Below are 18,369 nucleotides of genomic sequence, written 5' to 3'. Positions count from 1 at the left end.
CAGCAAAAGACAAGAAAATGGCATGATTCTTGCATTTTTATTCATATGCGAAGATATATTTCATAACACGAGGGGGACTACATATGACAGTCACATACGCGCACGAACCATTTACCGATTTTACGGAAGCAAAGAATAAAACTGCATTTGGGGAGTCATTGGCCTTTGTAAACACTCAGCTCGGCAAGCATTATCCGCTTGTCATAAATGGAGAAAAAATTGAAACGGACCGCAAAATCATTTCTATTAACCCGGCAAATAAAGAAGAGATCATTGGGTACGCGTCTACAGCGGATCAAGAGCTTGCTGAAAAAGCGATGCAAGCCGCATTGCAGGCATTTGATTCCTGGAAAAAACAAAGACCGGAGCACCGCGCGAATATTCTCTTTAAGGCAGCGGCTATTTTGCGCAGAAGAAAGCATGAATTTTCAAGCTATCTTGTGAAGGAAGCGGGAAAACCGTGGAAGGAAGCAGATGCGGACACGGCTGAAGCGATAGACTTTTTAGAGTTCTACGCGCGCCAAATGTTAAAGCTCAAGGAAGGGGCTCCGGTGAAGAGCCGTGCTGGCGAGTTCAATCAATATCATTACGAAGCGCTTGGCGTGGGCATCGTCATTTCTCCATTTAATTTCCCGCTTGCGATTATGGCGGGAACAGCGGCGGCAGCGATTGTGACAGGAAATACGATTCTCTTAAAACCGGCTGACGCAGCCCCGGTAGTGGCAGCAAAATTTGTCGAGGTCATGGAGGAAGCGGGTCTGCCAAACGGCGTTCTGAATTACATTCCGGGAGATGGAGCGGAGATCGGTGATTTCTTAGTTGAGCATCCGAAAACACGGTTTGTCTCATTTACAGGTTCCCGTGCAGTCGGCTGCCGGATTTATGAGCGAGCCGCCAAAGTGCAGCCGGGCCAAAAATGGCTCAAACGGGTAATTGCAGAAATGGGCGGAAAAGACACAGTGCTTGTCGACAAGGACGCTGATCTTGACCTTGCTGCATCCTCTATCGTGTACTCAGCATTTGGATATTCAGGACAAAAGTGTTCTGCGGGCTCCCGCGCGGTCATTCATCAGGATGTTTATGATGAAGTGGTGGAAAAAGCTGTGGCGCTGACCAAAACGCTGACTATCGGCAATCCAGAAGATCCTGATACGTATATGGGTCCCGTGATTCATGAAGCATCCTACAACAAAGTGATGAAATACATTGAAATCGGCAAATCTGAAGGCAAGCTATTGGCCGGCGGAGAAGGCAATGATTCAAAAGGCTACTTTATTCAGCCGACGATCTTTGCAGATGTTGATGAAAACGCCCGCTTGATGCAGGAAGAAATTTTCGGCCCGGTTGTTGCGATTTGCAAAGCGCGTGATTTCGATCATATGCTGGAGATTGCCAATAACACGGAATACGGATTAACAGGTGCGCTTCTGACGAAAAACCGTGCGCACATTGAACGGGCACGCGAGGATTTCCATGTCGGAAACCTATATTTTAACAGAGGATGTACCGGAGCAATTGTCGGCTATCAGCCGTTCGGCGGTTTTAATATGTCAGGAACAGACTCAAAAGCAGGCGGTCCCGATTACTTAATTCTTCATATGCAAGCCAAAACAACGTCCGAAGCTTTTTGATTTGAGAGAAATAAAATCGTGCGATTCTTTAGCGGATCGCACGATTTCAACTTTTTGATCAGGAGGACAATTTATGCAGTATACAAAAATCAGTCACATGAATCCGGCTGAAAGAGTGGAGGCGCTGACAGCATCTCTGGTCAGCCTCAGCAGCGTGAACGGCACCGTTGGAGAAGGGACAAAAGCAGATTTCATCAAAGAAGTGATCACGAGCTATCCTTATTTTCAGGAAAACCCCAGTCATGTGTGGGAACAGGCCATTCCCAATGACCCATACAATCGCAAAAATATTTTTGCGTTTATTAAAGGACATGGAGAAAGCCGTAATACAGTCATTTACCATGCCCATCTGGATACAGTTGGAATCGAAGATTTCGGCCCTTTAAAGGATATCGCTTTTGATTGTGAGAAATTGGCCGAGTATTTCAGCCGCTATGAGTTCGATCAGGATGTTCAGCGGGATGCCAAATCAGGCGAGTGGATGTTCGGAAGAGGATCTGTCGATATGCAAAGCGGCATCGCCGTGCATTTAGCCAATCTCCTGCATTTTTCGGAGAACCTTGAGACGTTGCCGGGAAATGTATTGTTTATGGCCAATCCCGATGAGGAGAGCCAGCATTCGGGCATTCTTGCCAGCATTTCAGAGCTGAACCGGCTAAAAAAAGAAAAACAGCTTCACTATTTGGCTGCTATTAATACGGATTTTATTACCCCGCTTTACGATGGTGATCAGACAAGATATATCTATACCGGAGCCGCGGGAAAACTGCTGCCTTGCTTTTACATTTACGGGCGTGAAGTCCATGTTGGCGATACACTGGCAGGGATTGACCCAAATTTCATTTCATCTGAAATCACAAGCCGTCTCCACAATAACATCCATCTGGCAGAAAAGGTTGAAGGGGAGTTGGTTCTGCCCCCATCCTGTTTGTATCAGCGTGATAACAAGGAATCCTATAATGTGCAAACGGCTGTCAGCACCAGCTTGTACTTCAATTGTTTTATTTATGAAAGAACAGCAAAAGAAATGATGGATTTGCTTATTGAAGTCACTGAGGAAGCATGCCAAGAGACAGAACAAAAATTATCAGATTATTATGAAGAATATGCAAAAAGAGCCAACCTGCCAAAGAAACATTTATCATGGGGCATTCAAGTGTATAGCCTGGAGCAATACTTAGAAAAGCTGAGAAACCGGGGGATAGATCCCGAGCAGTGTATCGAGCAGACATTCAAAGCCAACGAGCACCTTGAACTTCGCATGAGATGCTTTCAGGCAATCGAAGAGCTTCAAAAGCTTGACCCCGATCAAGGCGCAAAAGTCATTCTATTTTACGCACCTCCTTACCTGCCGCATAACTATTTGAAAGAAGATAGCGCAAGAGATCAGCTTTTGCAGCATGTGATTAAAGAAGCGGCTGACAAAACCGCTGAATCGACAGGCGAAACATTTGTCTTCAAAAAGTTTTTCCCCTACTTGGCAGACGGCAGTTTTTTATCACTGCACGAAACCGATGGCGAAATTGATTCTTTTATCAGGAACTTCCCTGGGTGGAATATGATTGGGACCATTCCGTTCAAAGACATACGCAAGCTGAATATTCCATCCATTAATATGGGTGTGTATGGAAAAGACGGCCATAAATGGACAGAACGAGTCTATAAACCGTACACATTTCATGTATTGCCTCTCCTCATACAGCAAACCACCGTTCACCTTTTGCAGAGCTACCGGATGACCATCACGGCAAAAGAACCAAAGGGGGAAGGATGATGCAGAATCATAAAAATGAATTGCAGCGCAGCATGAAAAGCAGGCATTTGTTTATGATTGCTTTGGGAGGGGTGATTGGCACTGGGCTGTTTCTAGGCTCTGGCTTTACCATTAGCCAGGCGGGACCGCTCGGCGCCATTGCCGCTTATATCATCGGCGGATTTTTAATGTATCTCGTCATGCTTTGTTTAGGAGAATTGGCTGTTGCCATGCCGGTGGCCGGATCGTTTCAGGCCTACGCCACTAAATTTCTGGGACCGTCGACAGGCTTTATGATTGGCTGGCTGTATTGGTTCAGCTGGGCGAATACAGTGGGGTTAGAGCTGACGTCAGCAGGCATTTTGATGCAAAGGTGGCTGCCCTCCGTTCCGATCTGGATATGGTGCCTCGTGTTCGGCATCGTCATCTTTTTGATTAATGCGCTCTCTGTCAGAAGCTTTGCGGAAATGGAATTTTGGTTTTCAAGCATCAAAGTGGCAGCGATCATATTATTTATTGTGATTGGCGGAGCCGCTGTGTTTGGCTTGATTGACTTTAAAGGCGGACAGGAGACACCCTTTTTGTCTAACTTTATGACTGATAGAGGGCTTTTCCCTAATGGGGTGCTGGCCGTTATGTTTACGCTGGTCATGGTGAACTTCTCGTTCCAGGGTACGGAGCTTGTCGGCATTGCGGCAGGGGAAAGTGAAAGCCCGGAAAAAACACTGCCAAAGTCCATTCGAAATGTCATTTGGCGCACGCTGTTTTTCTTTGTGCTCGCTATGTTCGTCTTGGTTGCGATCCTTCCGTACAAAACGGCGGGGGTGATTGAAAGCCCATTTGTAGCGGTACTCGATCAAATCGGCATCCCATTTTCGGCAGATATCATGAACTTTGTCATCTTAACAGCCATTTTATCTGTTGCTAATTCGGGATTGTATGCGGCGTCGCGTATGATGTGGTCACTTTCATCAAATCAAATGGGTCCATCCTTTCTCACCAGACTGACAAAACAAGGCGTGCCGATGAATGCTCTGCTGATTACGCTAGGCATTTCAGGCTGTTCGCTGCTGACAAGTGTCATGGCCGCAGAAACAGTGTATTTATGGTGTATCTCAATCTCGGGCATGGTCACAGTTGTCGCATGGATGTCCATTTGTGCGTCGCAATTTTTCTTTCGCAGACGTTTCCTGGCAGAAGGCGGAAATGTGAATGATCTGGAGTTCAGAACGCCGCTTTATCCGCTAGTCCCGATTCTCGGATTTTGTTTATATGGCTGCGTGTTGATCAGCCTTATTTTCATTCCGGATCAAAGAATCGGCTTATACTGCGGTGTGCCGATCATTATTTTCTGTTATGCATACTATCATCTAAGCATCAAAAAGCGTATAAATCATGAACCGATTGAAAAAAAGCAGACAGAGGCGCAATAGAAAAAGCTCTCCGGGAGGCCGGAGAGCTTTTTTTACGCATTACATCCTCATGTATTTTTAGAATGAAATATAGAAATATATAATGGGATTTAAATGAAAATAATAAAACTTATAAATATTTCGTTCGAATTGTAAATAGTGAAAAAACAATGCTAAACTATAATACAACTTTATGATAAGAAGATTATGGAAGAGGTGTTTGAGAAAGAATGAACAGCAATCAAAACAATGACATCAAAACAAAACATCATTTTCCGTTATTGTTGGCACTGGCTTTAACGATGGGGGTATTTGCAGCCGGATCTGAAGAGCTTGTGATCTCACCGCTGCTGCCGGATTTAGCAAAAGCCTTCAGCTCAGATGTCAGCGTCCTTGCGTTATCTATCAGTATTTACGGCGTTATGATTTTTATCGGTGCGCCGCTTTTGGTTCCATTAGGCGATAAATACTCCAGAGAACTGAGCTTATTGGCCGGGCTTATGATTTTTATCATAGGAACGGTGATATGCGCTTTAGCTCAAAATATTTTTTTCTTCTTTTTAGGCCGGGCGCTTTCGGGATTGGCTGCGGGAGCGTTTGTTCCGACCGCTTACGCAGTTGTCGGTGATCGTGTTCCTTATACATACCGGGGCAAGGTGATGGGGCTGATCGTTTCAAGCTGGTCGCTGGCGCTGATTTTCGGAGTGCCGCTCGGATCATTTATCGGCGGCGTCCTGCATTGGAGATGGACGTTTTGGATTTTCGCCCTGATGGGTGTTTTAGTTGTCCTGCTGATTCTCCTTGAAATGCGCCGCCATGCCCAACATAAAAACAGCGGCAAGGAAGAAATAGAAGAGCCGGCAGGAACATTCCGGGATGCGCTGAAAGTCCCTCGTGTACCTGTTTATATCACGATAACCTTCTGTAATATGATTGGTTTTTACGGTATGTATTCCTTTCTAGGCACCTATCTTCAGGACGTTTTTACCGGAGGAAACACGGCTGCGGGCTTATTTATCATGATTTACGGAATCGGGTTTTCCATGAGTGTGATTACAGGAAAGATAGCCGACCGCATCGGAAAAATGCGCTCCCTTTTGATTGCGCTGGGGGTCATCAGTGTTCTGCTGGCGTGTTTACCATATGCGCCGGAGTCAATGTTTCTGTTAATCGCCAGCCTATTTATTTGGGGATTAATGCAAAGTTTGACGGTGACGCTGCTCAGCACCATTTTGAGTGACTGTTCAGAGCGTCATCGCGGAAAAGTCATGGTGTTTTACAGCCTCGCCTCGAATCTGGCCGTGACATTAGGTTCTGCTTTAATGGGACCCGTATATGTAGCATACGGCTATGCAGCTGTCGGATTGATTTGTGCCGCCATCACAGTCCTCGGATTTGTGCTCAGTGTATTCGCATATAAAAAGTACGGCAAACTTGAGCAGAAGGCCGATCAGTCCTTATCTCAATAAACAAAGTTTCTAAATTCCTATAATTAAAAACCCTTTATAAAGGGTTTTTTTGTTTGTATGGGAATAATTATCAATATTTTCAAAAAACATTGACAGTTCAATTGCCGCTGGATAAAATTTACTTAAAATTTTAAAAGATTGGTTGGTGCTCATGATTATATTGGATAATAGCATTCAGACAAAAAAAAGAACTGATTCACTATCCAAACTCATTACAGTCAACACGCTCGGCCCTGAGGGGACAAGCAGTGAGTACGCAGCAAAGCATTTCATTTCCAATTTTACTCTTCTACAAGGGCTGAACAGTAAATTGTCCTTGCATGATACTTTTGAATCGTGCATCGAAAGGACGCTCCAAAGCCCGCTGGAATATACCATCGTCCCACATGCTTACGATGGCATTAAGCATTTCTACATGAGGCCGGATTTGCAGCTATTGCAGATCTTCAGGTGCGATACACCGATGTACGGCCTGGCTGTTCGTCCTGATTTTGAATTCAGAGACGATATGCTTGATACATCTGTTATTGTTTCACATCCTTCACCTATTAATTTAATAAAATATTTTACCCGCAAAGATGTTCGTTTCAAACTAGTCAATTCAACCAGTCAAGCCGCAAGAAAAGTAAAAGAAGGTTTGTATGACATTGCCTTAACCAATGAGCTTGCACGGCAAAAGTACGGGCTAACCTTTGTAAAAACATTCAAAAGCATTCCAATGAGCTGGTCATTATTTGGAAAAGGAGACGTTGATGATGAAAACTAAAGAAGATATGCAGGAGCTTTATTTCCCGACACCGAAATTAATTGAATGGGAAAACGGAGTGAGGCAGTATTCAACCGTACGAGGGGATACTGAAGTATTAATGTCTTACGTCCCGCCGCATACCAATGTTGAACCCCATCAGCATAAGGAGGTCCAAATCGGCATGGTCGTTTCTGGCGAGCTGATGATGACTGTCGGAGATGTGACAAGAAAAATGACAGCCTTGGAATCTGCCTATATCGCGCCGCCGCATGTGCCTCACGGGGCAAGAAACGACACAGACCAAGAAGTGATTGCTATTGATATCAAGCGGCTGAAAGCTGATGAAACATATACAAGTCCTGAGGACTACTTTTTGGATATTTTCAAAACAAGAGACCTGCTGCCGGGCATGGAAGTCACGTTCTTTGTTGAGGATTGGGTAGAAATTATGCTTGCCAAAATCCCTGGAAATGGCGGAGAAATGCCTTTCCATAAACATCGGAATGAACAAATAGGCATCTGCATCGGCGGCGGCTATGACATGACGGTCGAAGGCTGCACAGTCGAGATGAAATTCGGCACAGCCTATTTCTGTGAGCCTCGCGAAGATCATGGTGCCATCAACCGTTCGGAAAAAGAATCAAAATCGATTAATATCTTCTTCCCGCCGCGCTATAACAGGGCAAAAGCAAAAAAAATGAAGGCGGATGAATGATCATGAAACTCACCGATAAAACCGTCCTCATAACAGGAGGCGCATCAGGCATTGGTTATGCTGCGGTTCAGGCTTTTTTGGGCCAGCAGGCCAATGTGGTTGTGGCGGATATTGATGAAGCGCAGGGAGAAGCAATGGTACGAAAAGAAAATAATGACAGGCTGCACTTTGTGCAAACGGACATCACAGACGAAGCTGCCTGCCAGCACGCAGTTGAATCGGCGGTTCATACATTTGGCGGGCTCGATGTCTTGATTAATAATGCAGGCATCGAAATCGTGGCGCCTATTCACGAGATGGAGCTCAGCGATTGGAACAAGGTGCTGCAAGTCAATTTGACCGGCATGTTTTTAATGAGCAAACATGCACTCAAGCATATGCTGGCCGCCGGCAAGGGCAACATCATTAATACGTGCTCTGTCGGCGGACTCGTGGCATGGCCTGATATTCCTGCTTATAACGCCAGCAAAGGCGGGGTTTTGCAGCTGACTAAATCAATGGCCGTTGATTATGCGAAGCATCAAATTCGCGTGAACTGCGTATGCCCAGGGATCATCGACACACCACTGAATGAAAAATCATTCCTTGAAAATAATGAAGGCACACTTGAAGAGATCAAAAAAGAAAAGGCGAAGGTAAATCCGCTGCTGAGGCTTGGGAAACCTGAAGAAATCGCAAACGTGATGCTGTTTTTAGCCTCGGATTTATCAAGCTATATGACCGGAAGCGCCATCACCGCAGACGGAGGATACACCGCACAATAGAGAAGGAGTGTTTTACATATGGAGAGAAAAACAGTATTGGTCATCGCTGATCTTGGAGGCTGCCCGCCGCACATGTTTTATAAAAGCGCTGCTGAAAAATATAACCTGGTCAGCTTTATTCCAAGACCTTTTGCAATTACAGCCTCCCATGCAGCATTGATTGAAAAATACTCGGTCGCGGTCATAAAAGATAAAGACTATTTTAAGAGTTTAGCTGATTTTGAGCATCCTGATTCCATTTATTGGGCGCATGAGGATCATGACAAGCCTGAGGAAGAGGTCGTCGAGCAAATCGTCAAGGTTGCCGAAATGTTTGGGGCGGATGCCATCACAACAAACAATGAATTATTCATTGCTCCGATGGCGAAAGCCTGTGAACGTTTGGGCCTGAGAGGTGCCGGCGTGCAGGCAGCCGAAAATGCCAGAGATAAAAATAAAATGAGGGACGCTTTTAATAAGGCCGGAGTCAAATCGATCAAAAACAAACGAGTCACAACTCTTGAAGATTTCCGTGCTGCTCTTGAAGAGATCGGCACACCTCTTATCTTAAAGCCTACATACTTAGCGAGTTCTATCGGTGTAACGCTGATTACGGACACTGAGACGGCAGAAGATGAATTTAACAGAGTCAATGACTATCTGAAATCAATTAACGTGCCAAAGGCGGTTACGTTTGAAGCGCCGTTTATCGCTGAAGAATTTTTACAGGGTGAGTACGGAGACTGGTATCAAACAGAAGGGTACTCCGACTATATCAGTATAGAAGGCATCATGGCTGACGGTGAGTATTTCCCGATCGCCATTCATGATAAAACGCCGCAAATCGGGTTTACAGAGACATCCCACATTACGCCGTCCATTCTGGATGAAGAGGCAAAAAAGAAAATTGTCGAAGCTGCCAAAAAGGCAAATGAAGGGCTTGGCCTGCAAAATTGCGCAACACATACAGAGATCAAGCTAATGAAAAACAGAGAACCGGGTTTAATAGAATCAGCAGCCAGATTTGCCGGCTGGAATATGATTCCTAACATTAAAAAGGTTTTCGGCCTTGATATGGCGCAATTATTATTAGATGTCCTCTGTTTCGGAAAAGACGCCGATCTGCCTGACGGATTATTGGATCAAGAGCCTTACTATGTCGCCGACTGCCATTTGTACCCGCAGCATTTCAAACAAAATGGCCAGATTCCAGAAACTGCTGAGGATTTGGTCATTGAAGCGATCGATCTGCCTGACGGGCTTTTAAAAGGGGATACTGAAATCGTTTCTTTTTCGGCCGCAGCACCAGGCACTTCAGTTGATTTGACATTGTTTGAAGCTTTCAATTCCATTGCTGCATTTGAACTGAAAGGCAGTAATTCACAGGATGTGGCTGAATCAATCAGACAAATTCAGCAGCATGCAAAGCTGACGGCAAAGTATGTGCTGCCAGTATGAAACAGCTGAAACCCAACTCTAAATACTTGCTTTACGGGCAGGCGCTATCGTTCATGGGAGACTATTGTGTTCTCCCTGCCCTGCTCATTTTGTCTACATATTATCACGATTATTGGGTGACGTCCGGGGTCATCGTGGTCAGAAGCATTCCGATGGTGTTTCAGCCGTTTTTGGGGGTTCTGGTCGACCGGTTAGACAGAATTAAGATCATGCTGTGGACGGATATCATCAGAGGCATCATCTTTTTGGGGCTCACATTTCTTCCAAAAGGCGAGTATCCGCTGATTTTTCTGGCCCTGCTGTTTATTTCTTATGGAAGCGGCGTGTTTTTTAATCCCGCCCGTCTCGCTGTCATGTCGTCCTTGGAATCAGATATTAAAAGCATCAACACGTTATTTGCAAAAGCGACAACCATCTCCATTATCGTCGGGGCCGCTGCCGGAGGGCTCTTTCTGTTAGGCGGATCTGTAGAGCTGGCTGTTGCCTTTAACGGTGTGACATACCTGGTTTCGGCATTTTTCATCAGCCGTATCAAACTGCAATTTGTGCCGATTCAATCTGAAAACATTAAAGAGGCCTTTCAGTCTTTTAAGGAAGGACTCAAGGAAATCAAAACCAATGCATTCGTATTAAACGCCATGTTTACGATGATTACAATGGCTTTGCTGTGGGGAGTTGTGTACAGCTATTTTCCGATTGTCAGCCGCTTTCTGGGTGACGGGGAAATCGGCAACTTTATTCTCACGTTCTGCATCGGCTTCGGCGGCTTTATCGGAGCGGCGCTTGTCAGCAAATGGGGCTTTAACAACAATAGAGGCCTGACGTACTTTACCGTTTTATCCATTGTCTCGCTGGCGCTGTTTTTATTCACACCGATATTCGCTGTTTCTGTCATCGCGGCGATCCTCTTTTTCATCGCGATGGAATACGGGGAAGTGCTTGCAAAAGTGAAGGTTCAGGAAAATGCGGCAAACCAGATTCAAGGGCGCATTTTTTCAGTGGCCGAAGCGTCTATCGGATTATGCATTTCTATTGGTTCAATGTTCATTAACATCCTAAGCGCTCCGGTCATTATGGGGCTGATTGTCGTGATCGTATGCGGTTTGTTTCTGCATACGAAGCTCGTCAACAAATCGTTTTTGGAACGGGATAACAAAGCGGAGCAAAAAGGAGTCTTTTAGATGGAAATAACACCGTCCGATGTCATCAAGACACTTCCAAGGCAGGAGTTTTCTCTCGTTTTTCAAAAGGTAAAGGAAATGGAAAAAACGGGAGCCCATATCATTAATCTCGGACAGGGGAACCCTGACCTTCCCACTCCGCCGCATATTGTCGAGGCTTTGCGGGAGGCGTCTCTGAATCCTTCGTTTCATGGATACGGCCCATTCAGAGGTTATCCTTTTTTGAAGGAAGCAATCGCTGCTTTCTATAAAAGAGAATACGGCGTGACAATCAATCCTGAAACGGAGGTCGCGCTTTTCGGAGGCGGGAAAGCCGGTTTGTATGTGCTGACACAATGCCTGCTCAATCCGGGAGACATCGCTTTAGTCCCGAATCCAGGCTACCCTGAATATTTATCAGGGATTACGATGGCGCGAGCTGAGCTTTACGAAATGCCGCTGTATGAAGAAAATGGCTATCTGCCGGATTTTGAAAAGATTGATCCAGCCGTGCTGGAAAAAGCGAAGCTTATGTTTTTAAACTATCCGAACAACCCCACTGGAGCTGTGGCTGATGCGGCTTTTTATGCAAAAGCTGCTGCTTTTGCGAAAGAGCATAACATCCATTTGATTCATGATTTTGCATACGGAGCGTTTGAATTCGATCAAAAACCGGCCAGTTTTCTTGAGGCAGAGGATGCCAAAATTGTCGGAGCAGAGCTTTATTCATTTTCAAAAACATTTAACATGGCCGGCTGGAGAATGGCGTTTGCGGTTGGGAACGAAAGGATCATTCAGGCCGTCAATGAATTTCAGGATCATGTATTTGTCGGCATGTTCGGCGGGCTGCAGCAGGCAGCGAGTGCGGCGCTTTCTGGAGATCCGGAGCATACGGAATCGTTGAAACGAATTTATAAGGAACGAATTGACTTTTTTACGGCGCTTTGTGAAAAGGAACTGGGCTGGAAGATGGAAAAGCCAAAAGGAACCTTTTACGTATGGGCTGAAATTCCGAATACGTTTGAGACATCTCACCAATTTTCCGATTACTTGCTGGAGCATGCCCATGTCGTAGTCACACCGGGCGAAATTTTTGGAAGCAACGGAAAAAGGCATGTCAGAATCTCAATGGTGTCGAAGCAGGAGGATCTGCGGGAATTTGTCACGCGGATTCAAAAGCTGAACCTGCCGTTCGGGTCATTACAAGAAACATCCCGCTAAAAAGCGGGATGTTTTTATATGCTTTTCATGCTGCCGCCATCAGCGGAAATTTGCTGTCCCGTGATGTAGGAGGCTTCCTCAGAGGCAAGAAACGCGGCGAGCGCTGCGGTTTCTTCGGCTGATCCGACCCGTTTCATCGGAATCCCGGAAGCAATCTGTTCCTCTGCTTTCTGTTTGGATATGCTGTTCTTTTTCATCACATTTTCCACAAATTGATGATAACGGTCTGTAGCGATAAAACCAGGATTCAGACAGTTGACAGTAATGTTGTGAGGAGCAAGCTGGATGGAAATATTTTTACTGGCGTTAATTAAAGCGGCATTCATCATACTGTTTGTGAACATGTTGGCGCCGGGTTCTTTCCATAGATTTCCAACAATGTTGATGATTCTGCCAAACTCGTTTTGTTTCATCAGTGAGGAAGCACGCTTGATAGCGTCAATATAGGCAACGGTCTTTTGAGTGAACGTGGCCGTCATATCGTCTATATTGCAGTTATCAAATGTATCAGGCGCGCCGCCCGGGATATTATTAATCAGAACATCAAGCCGTCCGCATTGAGATTCGATTTCCTGAAAAATGCCCGCTCTCGTATGCCGGTCAGACATATCCCCCGCAAGGACAATGACGCTCGCCTCAGGATGCTTGGCCAAAATGTCTTCTTTGACAGATTCAATATTATCCAAATTTCGCGAATTAATGACGAGGGAAAAATGCTGGTCTGCTAATTTCAGAGCGATTGCTTTCCCGATCCCTTGACTGGCTCCCATAACAAATGCGGTTCGTTTTGACAAATAACTGCACCCCTTTGAAAAAATTGGATTATTATCTACATCGTAAGAAAAAACGAAGAAAATAGCAAATTTTATTTAAATTCTGATAAAGGAGGATTGAAAAACTCCCGCCGGATGGGCGGGAGGGGATATTATACATATAGGAATTGAGGAAGTGTATCAAGCGAAAGGTGATTGCCGACAAAGAATGAACCAAATTCGCCATAGCGAGCGCTGACTTCGTCAAAACGCATTTCATACACTAACTTCTTGAATTGAAGGACATCATCGCTGAATAATGTAACGCCCCACTCGTAATCGTCAAAGCCGACAGAGCCGGTGATGATCTGTTTGACTTTGCCCGCATAGCTGCGGCCGATTAAACCGTGGCTTCTCATCAAGTTTCTGCGTTCTTCCATTGAAAGCATATACCAGTTGTCGTTGCCGGATCTTCTTTTATCCATTGGATAGAAGCATACATATTTTGATTCCGGCAGTTCAGGGTAAAGGCGAGCGCGCACATGCGGATTTTCATAAGGATCGCCGTCACCGCTTGCCAAGTAGTTGCTCAGCTCTACCACTGATACGTAGGAGTATGCCGGAATGGTGAACTCAGCAAGTCTTGATTTGTTGAATTCAAGCTCAATTTGATTTAATTCTTCCATTGTAGGACGAAGGATCATCAGCATAAAATCAGCTTTTTGGCCGACGATGCTGTAAAGAGTTTGCGATCCTTTTCCTTCTTTTTGGGCTACGCCCCATTTTTCAAGCAACCCAGTGAATTCATGTATGATAGATTGGCGCTCATCACTGGACAGAAGCTTCCAGGAAGCCCAATCCATTGTGCGGAAATCATGAAGCGCATACCAGCCGTCAAGCGTTTTTGCAGCTTCATTCGTCATTTGCTGTTCACTCATTTATCTTCACTCCCATTATCTTTTCATGATTGCCTTCACTATACCATAGTTTATCCGATTCTACTGTGGAGAAACCTTGAACATCCCTTCCGTATAACTCCATCAAAATAGAAGAACCTATAAGGGAAGATTGAGTCACTTAAATTAGTTAGAAAAATAAGATTTTTTTATGAAAGCGCTATAATGGAAGTTGGCTGTTTGAATTTGATTGGAAGAAGAGTATGCTAGTAAAAGAAAGCGTTTTTGTAACTTTTTGAGGAGGTTTTATTGTGGCAGATTTATTTTCAACAGTGCAAGAAAAAGTAGCTGGAAAAGACGTTAAAATTGTATTTCCTGAAGGCTTAGACGAGCGTATTTTAGAAGCGGTCAGCAAGCTTGCAGGAAACAAAGTGCTGAATCCGATTGTGATCGGCAATGAAAATGAGATCCAAGCAAAAGCAAAAGAATTGAACCTTACGCTGGACGGCGTTAAGATTTATGATCCTCATACATATGAAGGCATGGAAGACCTTGTACAAGCATTCGTAGAACGCCGCAAAGGCAAAGCGACAGAAGAACAGGCTCGCAAAGCGTTATTAGACGAGAACTACTTCGGTACAATGCTGGTGTATAAAGGCCTTGCAGACGGACTCGTAAGCGGAGCTGCTCACTCGACAGCTGACACTGTCCGCCCGGCTCTTCAAATCATCAAAACAAAAGAAGGCGTGAAAAAGACTTCAGGCGTGTTCATCATGGCTCGCGGAGAAGAGCAATACGTATTCGCAGATTGCGCGATCAACATTGCGCCTGACAGCCAAGACCTTGCCGAGATTGCGATCGAAAGTGCCAATACGGCAAAAATGTTCGACATTGAGCCTCGCGTGGCAATGCTCAGCTTCTCTACAAAAGGCTCAGCAAAATCTGATGAAACAGAAAAAGTAGCGGATGCAGTGAAAATCGCGAAAGAAAAAGCGCCTGAACTGACACTTGACGGCGAATTCCAATTTGATGCTGCATTTGTTCCATCTGTAGCTGAGAAAAAAGCGCCGGATTCCGAGATCAAAGGGGACGCTAACGTATTCGTATTCCCAAGCCTTGAAGCAGGAAACATCGGCTATAAAATCGCTCAGCGTTTGGGCAACTTTGAAGCGGTAGGACCAATCCTGCAAGGTTTAAATATGCCTGTAAACGACCTTTCAAGAGGATGTAACGCTGAAGATGTTTACAATCTCGCATTAATTACAGCGGCGCAAGCACTGTAATAAAAATGAAGACGATGGCAGCTCTCGACCGAGGGCTGCCTTTTTTGCGCTTCCGTATAGCCTTCTTTACCAAGATGGATGATATGAGTACAATAAAGAAAACTAATCATAACCATATATTTCATTAATGACAGGGGTGGGGTTTTTGTATTACGACGTGCTGAAAACGTTTATAGCGGTGGTAGAAGAAAAAAACTTCACAAAAGCGGCGGAAAAGCTGATGATCTCCCAGCCCAGCGTCAGTCTGCATATCAAAAATCTTGAGAAAGAATTTCAAACGGCTCTTCTGAACAGGTCGCCAAAACACTTTACGACAACGCCGACAGGAGACATTTTATATCAAAGAGCAAAGCAAATGGTGTTTCTCTACGAACAAGCCAAGGCTGAAATCTATGCGCATCATCACTATGTGAAGGGCGAATTGAAAATAGCTGCAAGCTTTACAATCGGTGAGTATATTCTTCCGCCGCTATTGGCCCAGCTGCAAAAGCTGTATCCAGAGCTGAACCTCGATGTCATGATTGGCAATACAGAGGAGGTCAGCGAGCGTGTGCGTATGCTTCAGGCTGATATCGGGCTGATTGAAGGACATACAAACGAGAATGAGCTGGAAATTGAACCGTTCATGGAGGATGAAATGTGCATTGCCGCTCCAAATCAGCATCCGCTCGCCGGGCGGAAAGAGATTTCGATCAGCGATTTGCAGAACGAAGCGTGGGTGACAAGAGAGAAAGGCTCTGGGACGAGAGAATATCTCGATCATGTACTCAGTTCAAATGGACTTCGGCCGAAATCAATGTTCACCATCAGCAGCAATCAAGGTGTAAAGGAAGCGGTGATCAACGGCATGGGACTTTCGGTTCTATCCAGAAGCGTGCTGCATAAGGATTTGATCCACCGCGAAATTTCAATTCTGCATATTAAAGATTTCTCGTTAAAGCGCAAGCTGTCTTACATTCATTCTCCTCTCATGGAGAATACAAAAAATAAAGAAATTTTTCTTGCGATGCTGAAAAGCAATTATCAATCACAGCTGCTGAAATGATATAATAGTTTTCGTTCAATAAGCCTAACATGAAAGGGTTTTACATAGATGGCAAACCAACCGATTGATTTACTGATGCAGCCGAAATGGAGAGTCATTGACCAATCCAGTCTCGGCCCTTTATTTGATGCGAAGCAATCCTTCGCAATGGATGATACGCTGTGCATGTCCGTCGGAAAAGGCGTGTCGCCGGCGACAGCGCGTTCATGGGTGCACCACGATACAATTGTCCTTGGAATACAGGATACACGCCTCCCGTTTTTGCAGGATGGTATCTCCTTGCTGGAGAGCGAAGGATACCGTGTGATCGTACGCAATTCCGGCGGTCTTGCCGTCGTATTGGATGACGGTGTTTTAAATATCTCTCTCATATTCGAGGACGAAAAGAAAGGCATCGATATAGACAAAGGATATGAAGCGATGGTCGAGCTGATGAGACGAATGCTGAGACCGTACAACGCAAAGATCGAAGCCTATGAAATTGAAGGATCTTATTGTCCCGGCAGCTATGACCTCAGTATAAATGGCAAAAAGTTCGCCGGCATCTCTCAGAGACGCGTTCGCGGCGGAGTCGCTGTTCAAATTTATCTCTGTGCGGATAAAAGCGGCAGTGAAAGGGCCGACTTGATCAGACGATTCTATCAAGCGGCGCTGAAAGACAAACAAAACGATAAAAAAGGCGTCTATCCGGAAATACGTCCGGAAACGATGGCGTCCTTAAGTGAGCTTCTGCAAAAAGACATCTCCGTACAAGACTTAATGTTCGCTTTATTGACGGAATTAAAAGCGTTAAGCACCCATCTTTATTCAGCTGGACTGTCCATTGATGAGGAAATGGAATTTGAGAAAAACCTCGTCCGGATGGCTGAGCGGAATGCAAAGGTATTTGGGTGAACGTTCTTCGCATGCCGGCTGTATATGCCGGCATGCATTTTTTATCACAAGCGGCATTTTACCCCAATAATCTTATTTTCAGATAAATCCTTCTTACATACAGATAACCACGACAAAAAGAAAAACGATAAAATGACATCAGCATCCATATTAAAGGAGAGAGGCAGATGAAAGGGAATATTTACAGCCTTTTTGTATTGATTGCGGCTTTTTTCTGGGGGACCACGGGAACCGTTCAGGCATTGGCTCCAGAAAGCGCCACACCGCTGGCATTTGGAGCGTTCAGGTTATTAATAGGAGGAAGCGCCATGCTGCTTGCGGTTTGGGTCAGCCGGGAGCTTCACGTGAAAAATTGGTCATGGCCGCTCGTATTTTTAGCCGCTGTTTGTATGGCGTGTTACCAGCCGCTGTTTTTCACAGCGGTTAAAGAAACGGGAATTGCAGTGGGAACTGTGATTGCCATCGGCAGTGCGCCTATCATTGCCGGGACCCTCGAATGGGCTGTATTGAAGAAACGCCCGCGAAACTCCTGGTGGATTGCGACTGTGCTGGCTTTAGCGGGTTGCTGGCTTCTGTTTTCCGACAGTTCCAATGTTCGGATTGATGTGGCTGGTGTTCTTATGGCGCTTGGAGCGGGTGCTTCTTTTGCAGGCTATACGCTCATCAGTAAAGCGATGATGAAAACCCAGCCTCCGCGAGCGACCTCCGCCGTTGTATTTATGATCAGCGCCATCTTGCTGACGCCGCTATTATGGCAGTCAGATATCTCGTGGATATGGACCCCTAGAGGACTGGGAACAAGCCTTTACATCGGGTTAATTGCAACATGTGCCGCATACTTTTTGTTTGCGAAAGGGCTTACCGGGGTTCCGGCCTCGGCGGCGGTCACGCTGTCTTTAGCTGAACCGCTGACGGCTTCATTGCTTGGTGTGTTTTTCATAGGGGAAATGCTTTCGCCTTCCTCGTGGCTGGGCATTGCGCTTATGATGCTGGGGCTTTTGGTCATTTCTGCTGCGCCTCGGAAACAAAAAACGGCCGAGGCAGCTCACATGTCTTAATAGATTCACATAAGCTTGGCCTCATTTTACAAGAATAGCTGATCCGGCTGCAAAATGAGGAAATTCTCTTTTCTCAATAGAAAAGGGGATTTTGCACATGGCGAAAATCCCAAAACAGCTGCCCGTTTTGG

At 45.4% G+C, this 18,369-nt stretch carries 16 protein-coding genes; 14 read left to right on the top strand and 2 right to left on the bottom strand.

The window, feature by feature from the left end:
- Positions 1-83: 83 nt before the first annotated feature.
- The 10 genes from pruA (at position 84) to bacF (ending at position 12,310) form a co-directional block, all read left to right on the top strand.
- Positions 84-1,631, top strand: a complete 1,548-nt coding sequence (gene pruA, locus MKY50_RS19495) for an L-glutamate gamma-semialdehyde dehydrogenase (RefSeq protein WP_341117136.1) — start codon at positions 84-86, stop codon at positions 1,629-1,631.
- Between the two features lie 73 nt (positions 1,632-1,704).
- The gene (locus tag MKY50_RS19490) at positions 1,705-3,405 is read left to right on the top strand and encodes a M20 family metallopeptidase (RefSeq protein WP_326068691.1); all 1,701 of its coding nucleotides are present in this window, start codon (positions 1,705-1,707) and stop codon (positions 3,403-3,405) included.
- Positions 3,405-4,817 carry an amino acid permease gene (locus MKY50_RS19485; protein ID WP_024571626.1) on the top strand — a complete coding sequence of 471 codons (1,413 nt, stop codon included), beginning with the start codon at positions 3,405-3,407 and terminating at the stop codon, positions 4,815-4,817. Before MKY50_RS19490 ends, MKY50_RS19485 begins: the two co-directional genes overlap by 1 nt.
- 209 nt (positions 4,818-5,026) lie before the next feature.
- The gene (locus tag MKY50_RS19480) at positions 5,027-6,265 is read left to right on the top strand and encodes an MFS transporter (protein WP_341117132.1); all 1,239 of its coding nucleotides are present in this window, start codon (positions 5,027-5,029) and stop codon (positions 6,263-6,265) included.
- 151 nt (positions 6,266-6,416) lie between these two features.
- Positions 6,417-7,031, top strand: coding sequence for a prephenate decarboxylase (bacA, locus tag MKY50_RS19475; RefSeq protein ID WP_009968341.1), 615 nt, complete (start codon positions 6,417-6,419; stop codon positions 7,029-7,031).
- Positions 7,021-7,728 (top strand): 3-((4R)-4-hydroxycyclohexa-1,5-dien-1-yl)-2-oxopropanoate isomerase, encoded by a 708-nt coding sequence (bacB, locus tag MKY50_RS19470; protein ID WP_003244300.1) that lies wholly within the window; start codon positions 7,021-7,023, stop codon positions 7,726-7,728. The genes bacA and bacB overlap by 11 nt, the downstream gene beginning before the upstream one ends.
- A gap of 2 nt (positions 7,729-7,730) precedes the next feature.
- The gene (gene bacC, locus MKY50_RS19465; RefSeq protein ID WP_162868954.1) at positions 7,731-8,492 is read left to right on the top strand and encodes a dihydroanticapsin 7-dehydrogenase; all 762 of its coding nucleotides are present in this window, start codon (positions 7,731-7,733) and stop codon (positions 8,490-8,492) included.
- A gap of 18 nt (positions 8,493-8,510) precedes the next feature.
- Positions 8,511-9,929 carry an alanine--anticapsin ligase gene (gene bacD, locus MKY50_RS19460; RefSeq protein WP_024571622.1) on the top strand — a complete coding sequence of 473 codons (1,419 nt, stop codon included), beginning with the start codon at positions 8,511-8,513 and terminating at the stop codon, positions 9,927-9,929.
- On the top strand, positions 9,926-11,110 hold the full coding sequence (gene bacE / locus MKY50_RS19455; RefSeq protein WP_341117130.1) for a bacilysin exporter BacE: 1,185 nt from the start codon (positions 9,926-9,928) through the stop codon (positions 11,108-11,110). The genes bacD and bacE overlap by 4 nt, the downstream gene beginning before the upstream one ends.
- Positions 11,111-12,310: a transaminase BacF gene (gene bacF / locus MKY50_RS19450; RefSeq protein WP_085185500.1), complete on the top strand. Its 1,200-nt coding sequence runs from the start codon at positions 11,111-11,113 to the stop codon at positions 12,308-12,310.
- A gap of 14 nt (positions 12,311-12,324) precedes the next feature.
- On the opposite strand, the gene bacG is transcribed toward bacF, so the two are convergent.
- Positions 12,325-13,104 (bottom strand): NADPH-dependent reductase BacG, encoded by a 780-nt coding sequence (gene bacG / locus MKY50_RS19445; protein ID WP_029726228.1) that lies wholly within the window; start codon positions 13,102-13,104, stop codon positions 12,325-12,327.
- A 131-nt stretch (positions 13,105-13,235) separates the two neighbouring features.
- Positions 13,236-14,000, bottom strand: a complete 765-nt coding sequence (gene hemQ, locus MKY50_RS19440; protein ID WP_003242896.1) for a hydrogen peroxide-dependent heme synthase — start codon at positions 13,998-14,000, stop codon at positions 13,236-13,238.
- 269 nt (positions 14,001-14,269) lie between these two features.
- On the opposite strand from hemQ, the gene pta reads away from it, so the two are divergent.
- From pta to MKY50_RS19420, 4 genes are all read left to right on the top strand, one after another.
- A complete protein-coding gene (gene pta / locus MKY50_RS19435; RefSeq protein ID WP_003235941.1) occupies positions 14,270-15,241 on the top strand; it encodes a phosphate acetyltransferase in 972 nt (323 codons plus the stop codon).
- 145 nt (positions 15,242-15,386) lie between these two features.
- Complete coding sequence (gene cysL / locus MKY50_RS19430) at positions 15,387-16,286, top strand: cysJI operon transcriptional regulator CysL (protein ID WP_038429805.1); 900 nt, start codon at positions 15,387-15,389, stop codon at positions 16,284-16,286.
- 48 nt (positions 16,287-16,334) lie between these two features.
- Positions 16,335-17,180: an octanoyl-[GcvH]:protein N-octanoyltransferase gene (gene ywfL, locus MKY50_RS19425; protein WP_003227511.1), complete on the top strand. Its 846-nt coding sequence runs from the start codon at positions 16,335-16,337 to the stop codon at positions 17,178-17,180.
- Positions 17,181-17,347: 167 nt separating this feature from the next.
- Positions 17,348-18,238, top strand: a complete 891-nt coding sequence (locus MKY50_RS19420) for a carboxylate/amino acid/amine transporter (RefSeq protein WP_015250976.1) — start codon at positions 17,348-17,350, stop codon at positions 18,236-18,238.
- Positions 18,239-18,369 lie beyond the last annotated feature (131 nt).

It is taken from the genome of Bacillus sp. FSL R7-0685 (assembly GCF_038002425.1).
Lineage (GTDB): Bacteria > Bacillota > Bacilli > Bacillales > Bacillaceae > Bacillus > Bacillus subtilis.
This window is presented reverse-complemented; position numbering and strand designations above follow the sequence as displayed.

Bases quoted from the DNA above. Each gene is read 5' to 3' on its own strand.
- bacE (WP_341117130.1), top strand. From the start codon at position 9,926: ATGAAACAGCTGAAACCCAACTCTAAATACTTGCTTTACGGGCAGGCG.
- MKY50_RS19485 (WP_024571626.1), top strand. From the start codon at position 3,405: ATGCAGAATCATAAAAATGAATTGCAGCGCAGCATGAAAAGCAGGCAT.
- ywfL (WP_003227511.1), top strand. From the start codon at position 16,335: ATGGCAAACCAACCGATTGATTTACTGATGCAGCCGAAATGGAGAGTC.
- bacD (WP_024571622.1), top strand. From the start codon at position 8,511: ATGGAGAGAAAAACAGTATTGGTCATCGCTGATCTTGGAGGCTGCCCG.
- bacB (WP_003244300.1), top strand. From the start codon at position 7,021: ATGAAAACTAAAGAAGATATGCAGGAGCTTTATTTCCCGACACCGAAA.
- bacC (WP_162868954.1), top strand. From the start codon at position 7,731: ATGAAACTCACCGATAAAACCGTCCTCATAACAGGAGGCGCATCAGGC.
- MKY50_RS19420 (WP_015250976.1), top strand. From the start codon at position 17,348: ATGAAAGGGAATATTTACAGCCTTTTTGTATTGATTGCGGCTTTTTTC.
- MKY50_RS19490 (WP_326068691.1), top strand. From the start codon at position 1,705: ATGCAGTATACAAAAATCAGTCACATGAATCCGGCTGAAAGAGTGGAG.
- pruA (WP_341117136.1), top strand. From the start codon at position 84: ATGACAGTCACATACGCGCACGAACCATTTACCGATTTTACGGAAGCA.
- MKY50_RS19480 (WP_341117132.1), top strand. From the start codon at position 5,027: ATGAACAGCAATCAAAACAATGACATCAAAACAAAACATCATTTTCCG.
- hemQ (WP_003242896.1), bottom strand. From the start codon at position 14,000: ATGAGTGAACAGCAAATGACGAATGAAGCTGCAAAAACGCTTGACGGC.
- bacA (WP_009968341.1), top strand. From the start codon at position 6,417: ATGATTATATTGGATAATAGCATTCAGACAAAAAAAAGAACTGATTCA.
- bacF (WP_085185500.1), top strand. From the start codon at position 11,111: ATGGAAATAACACCGTCCGATGTCATCAAGACACTTCCAAGGCAGGAG.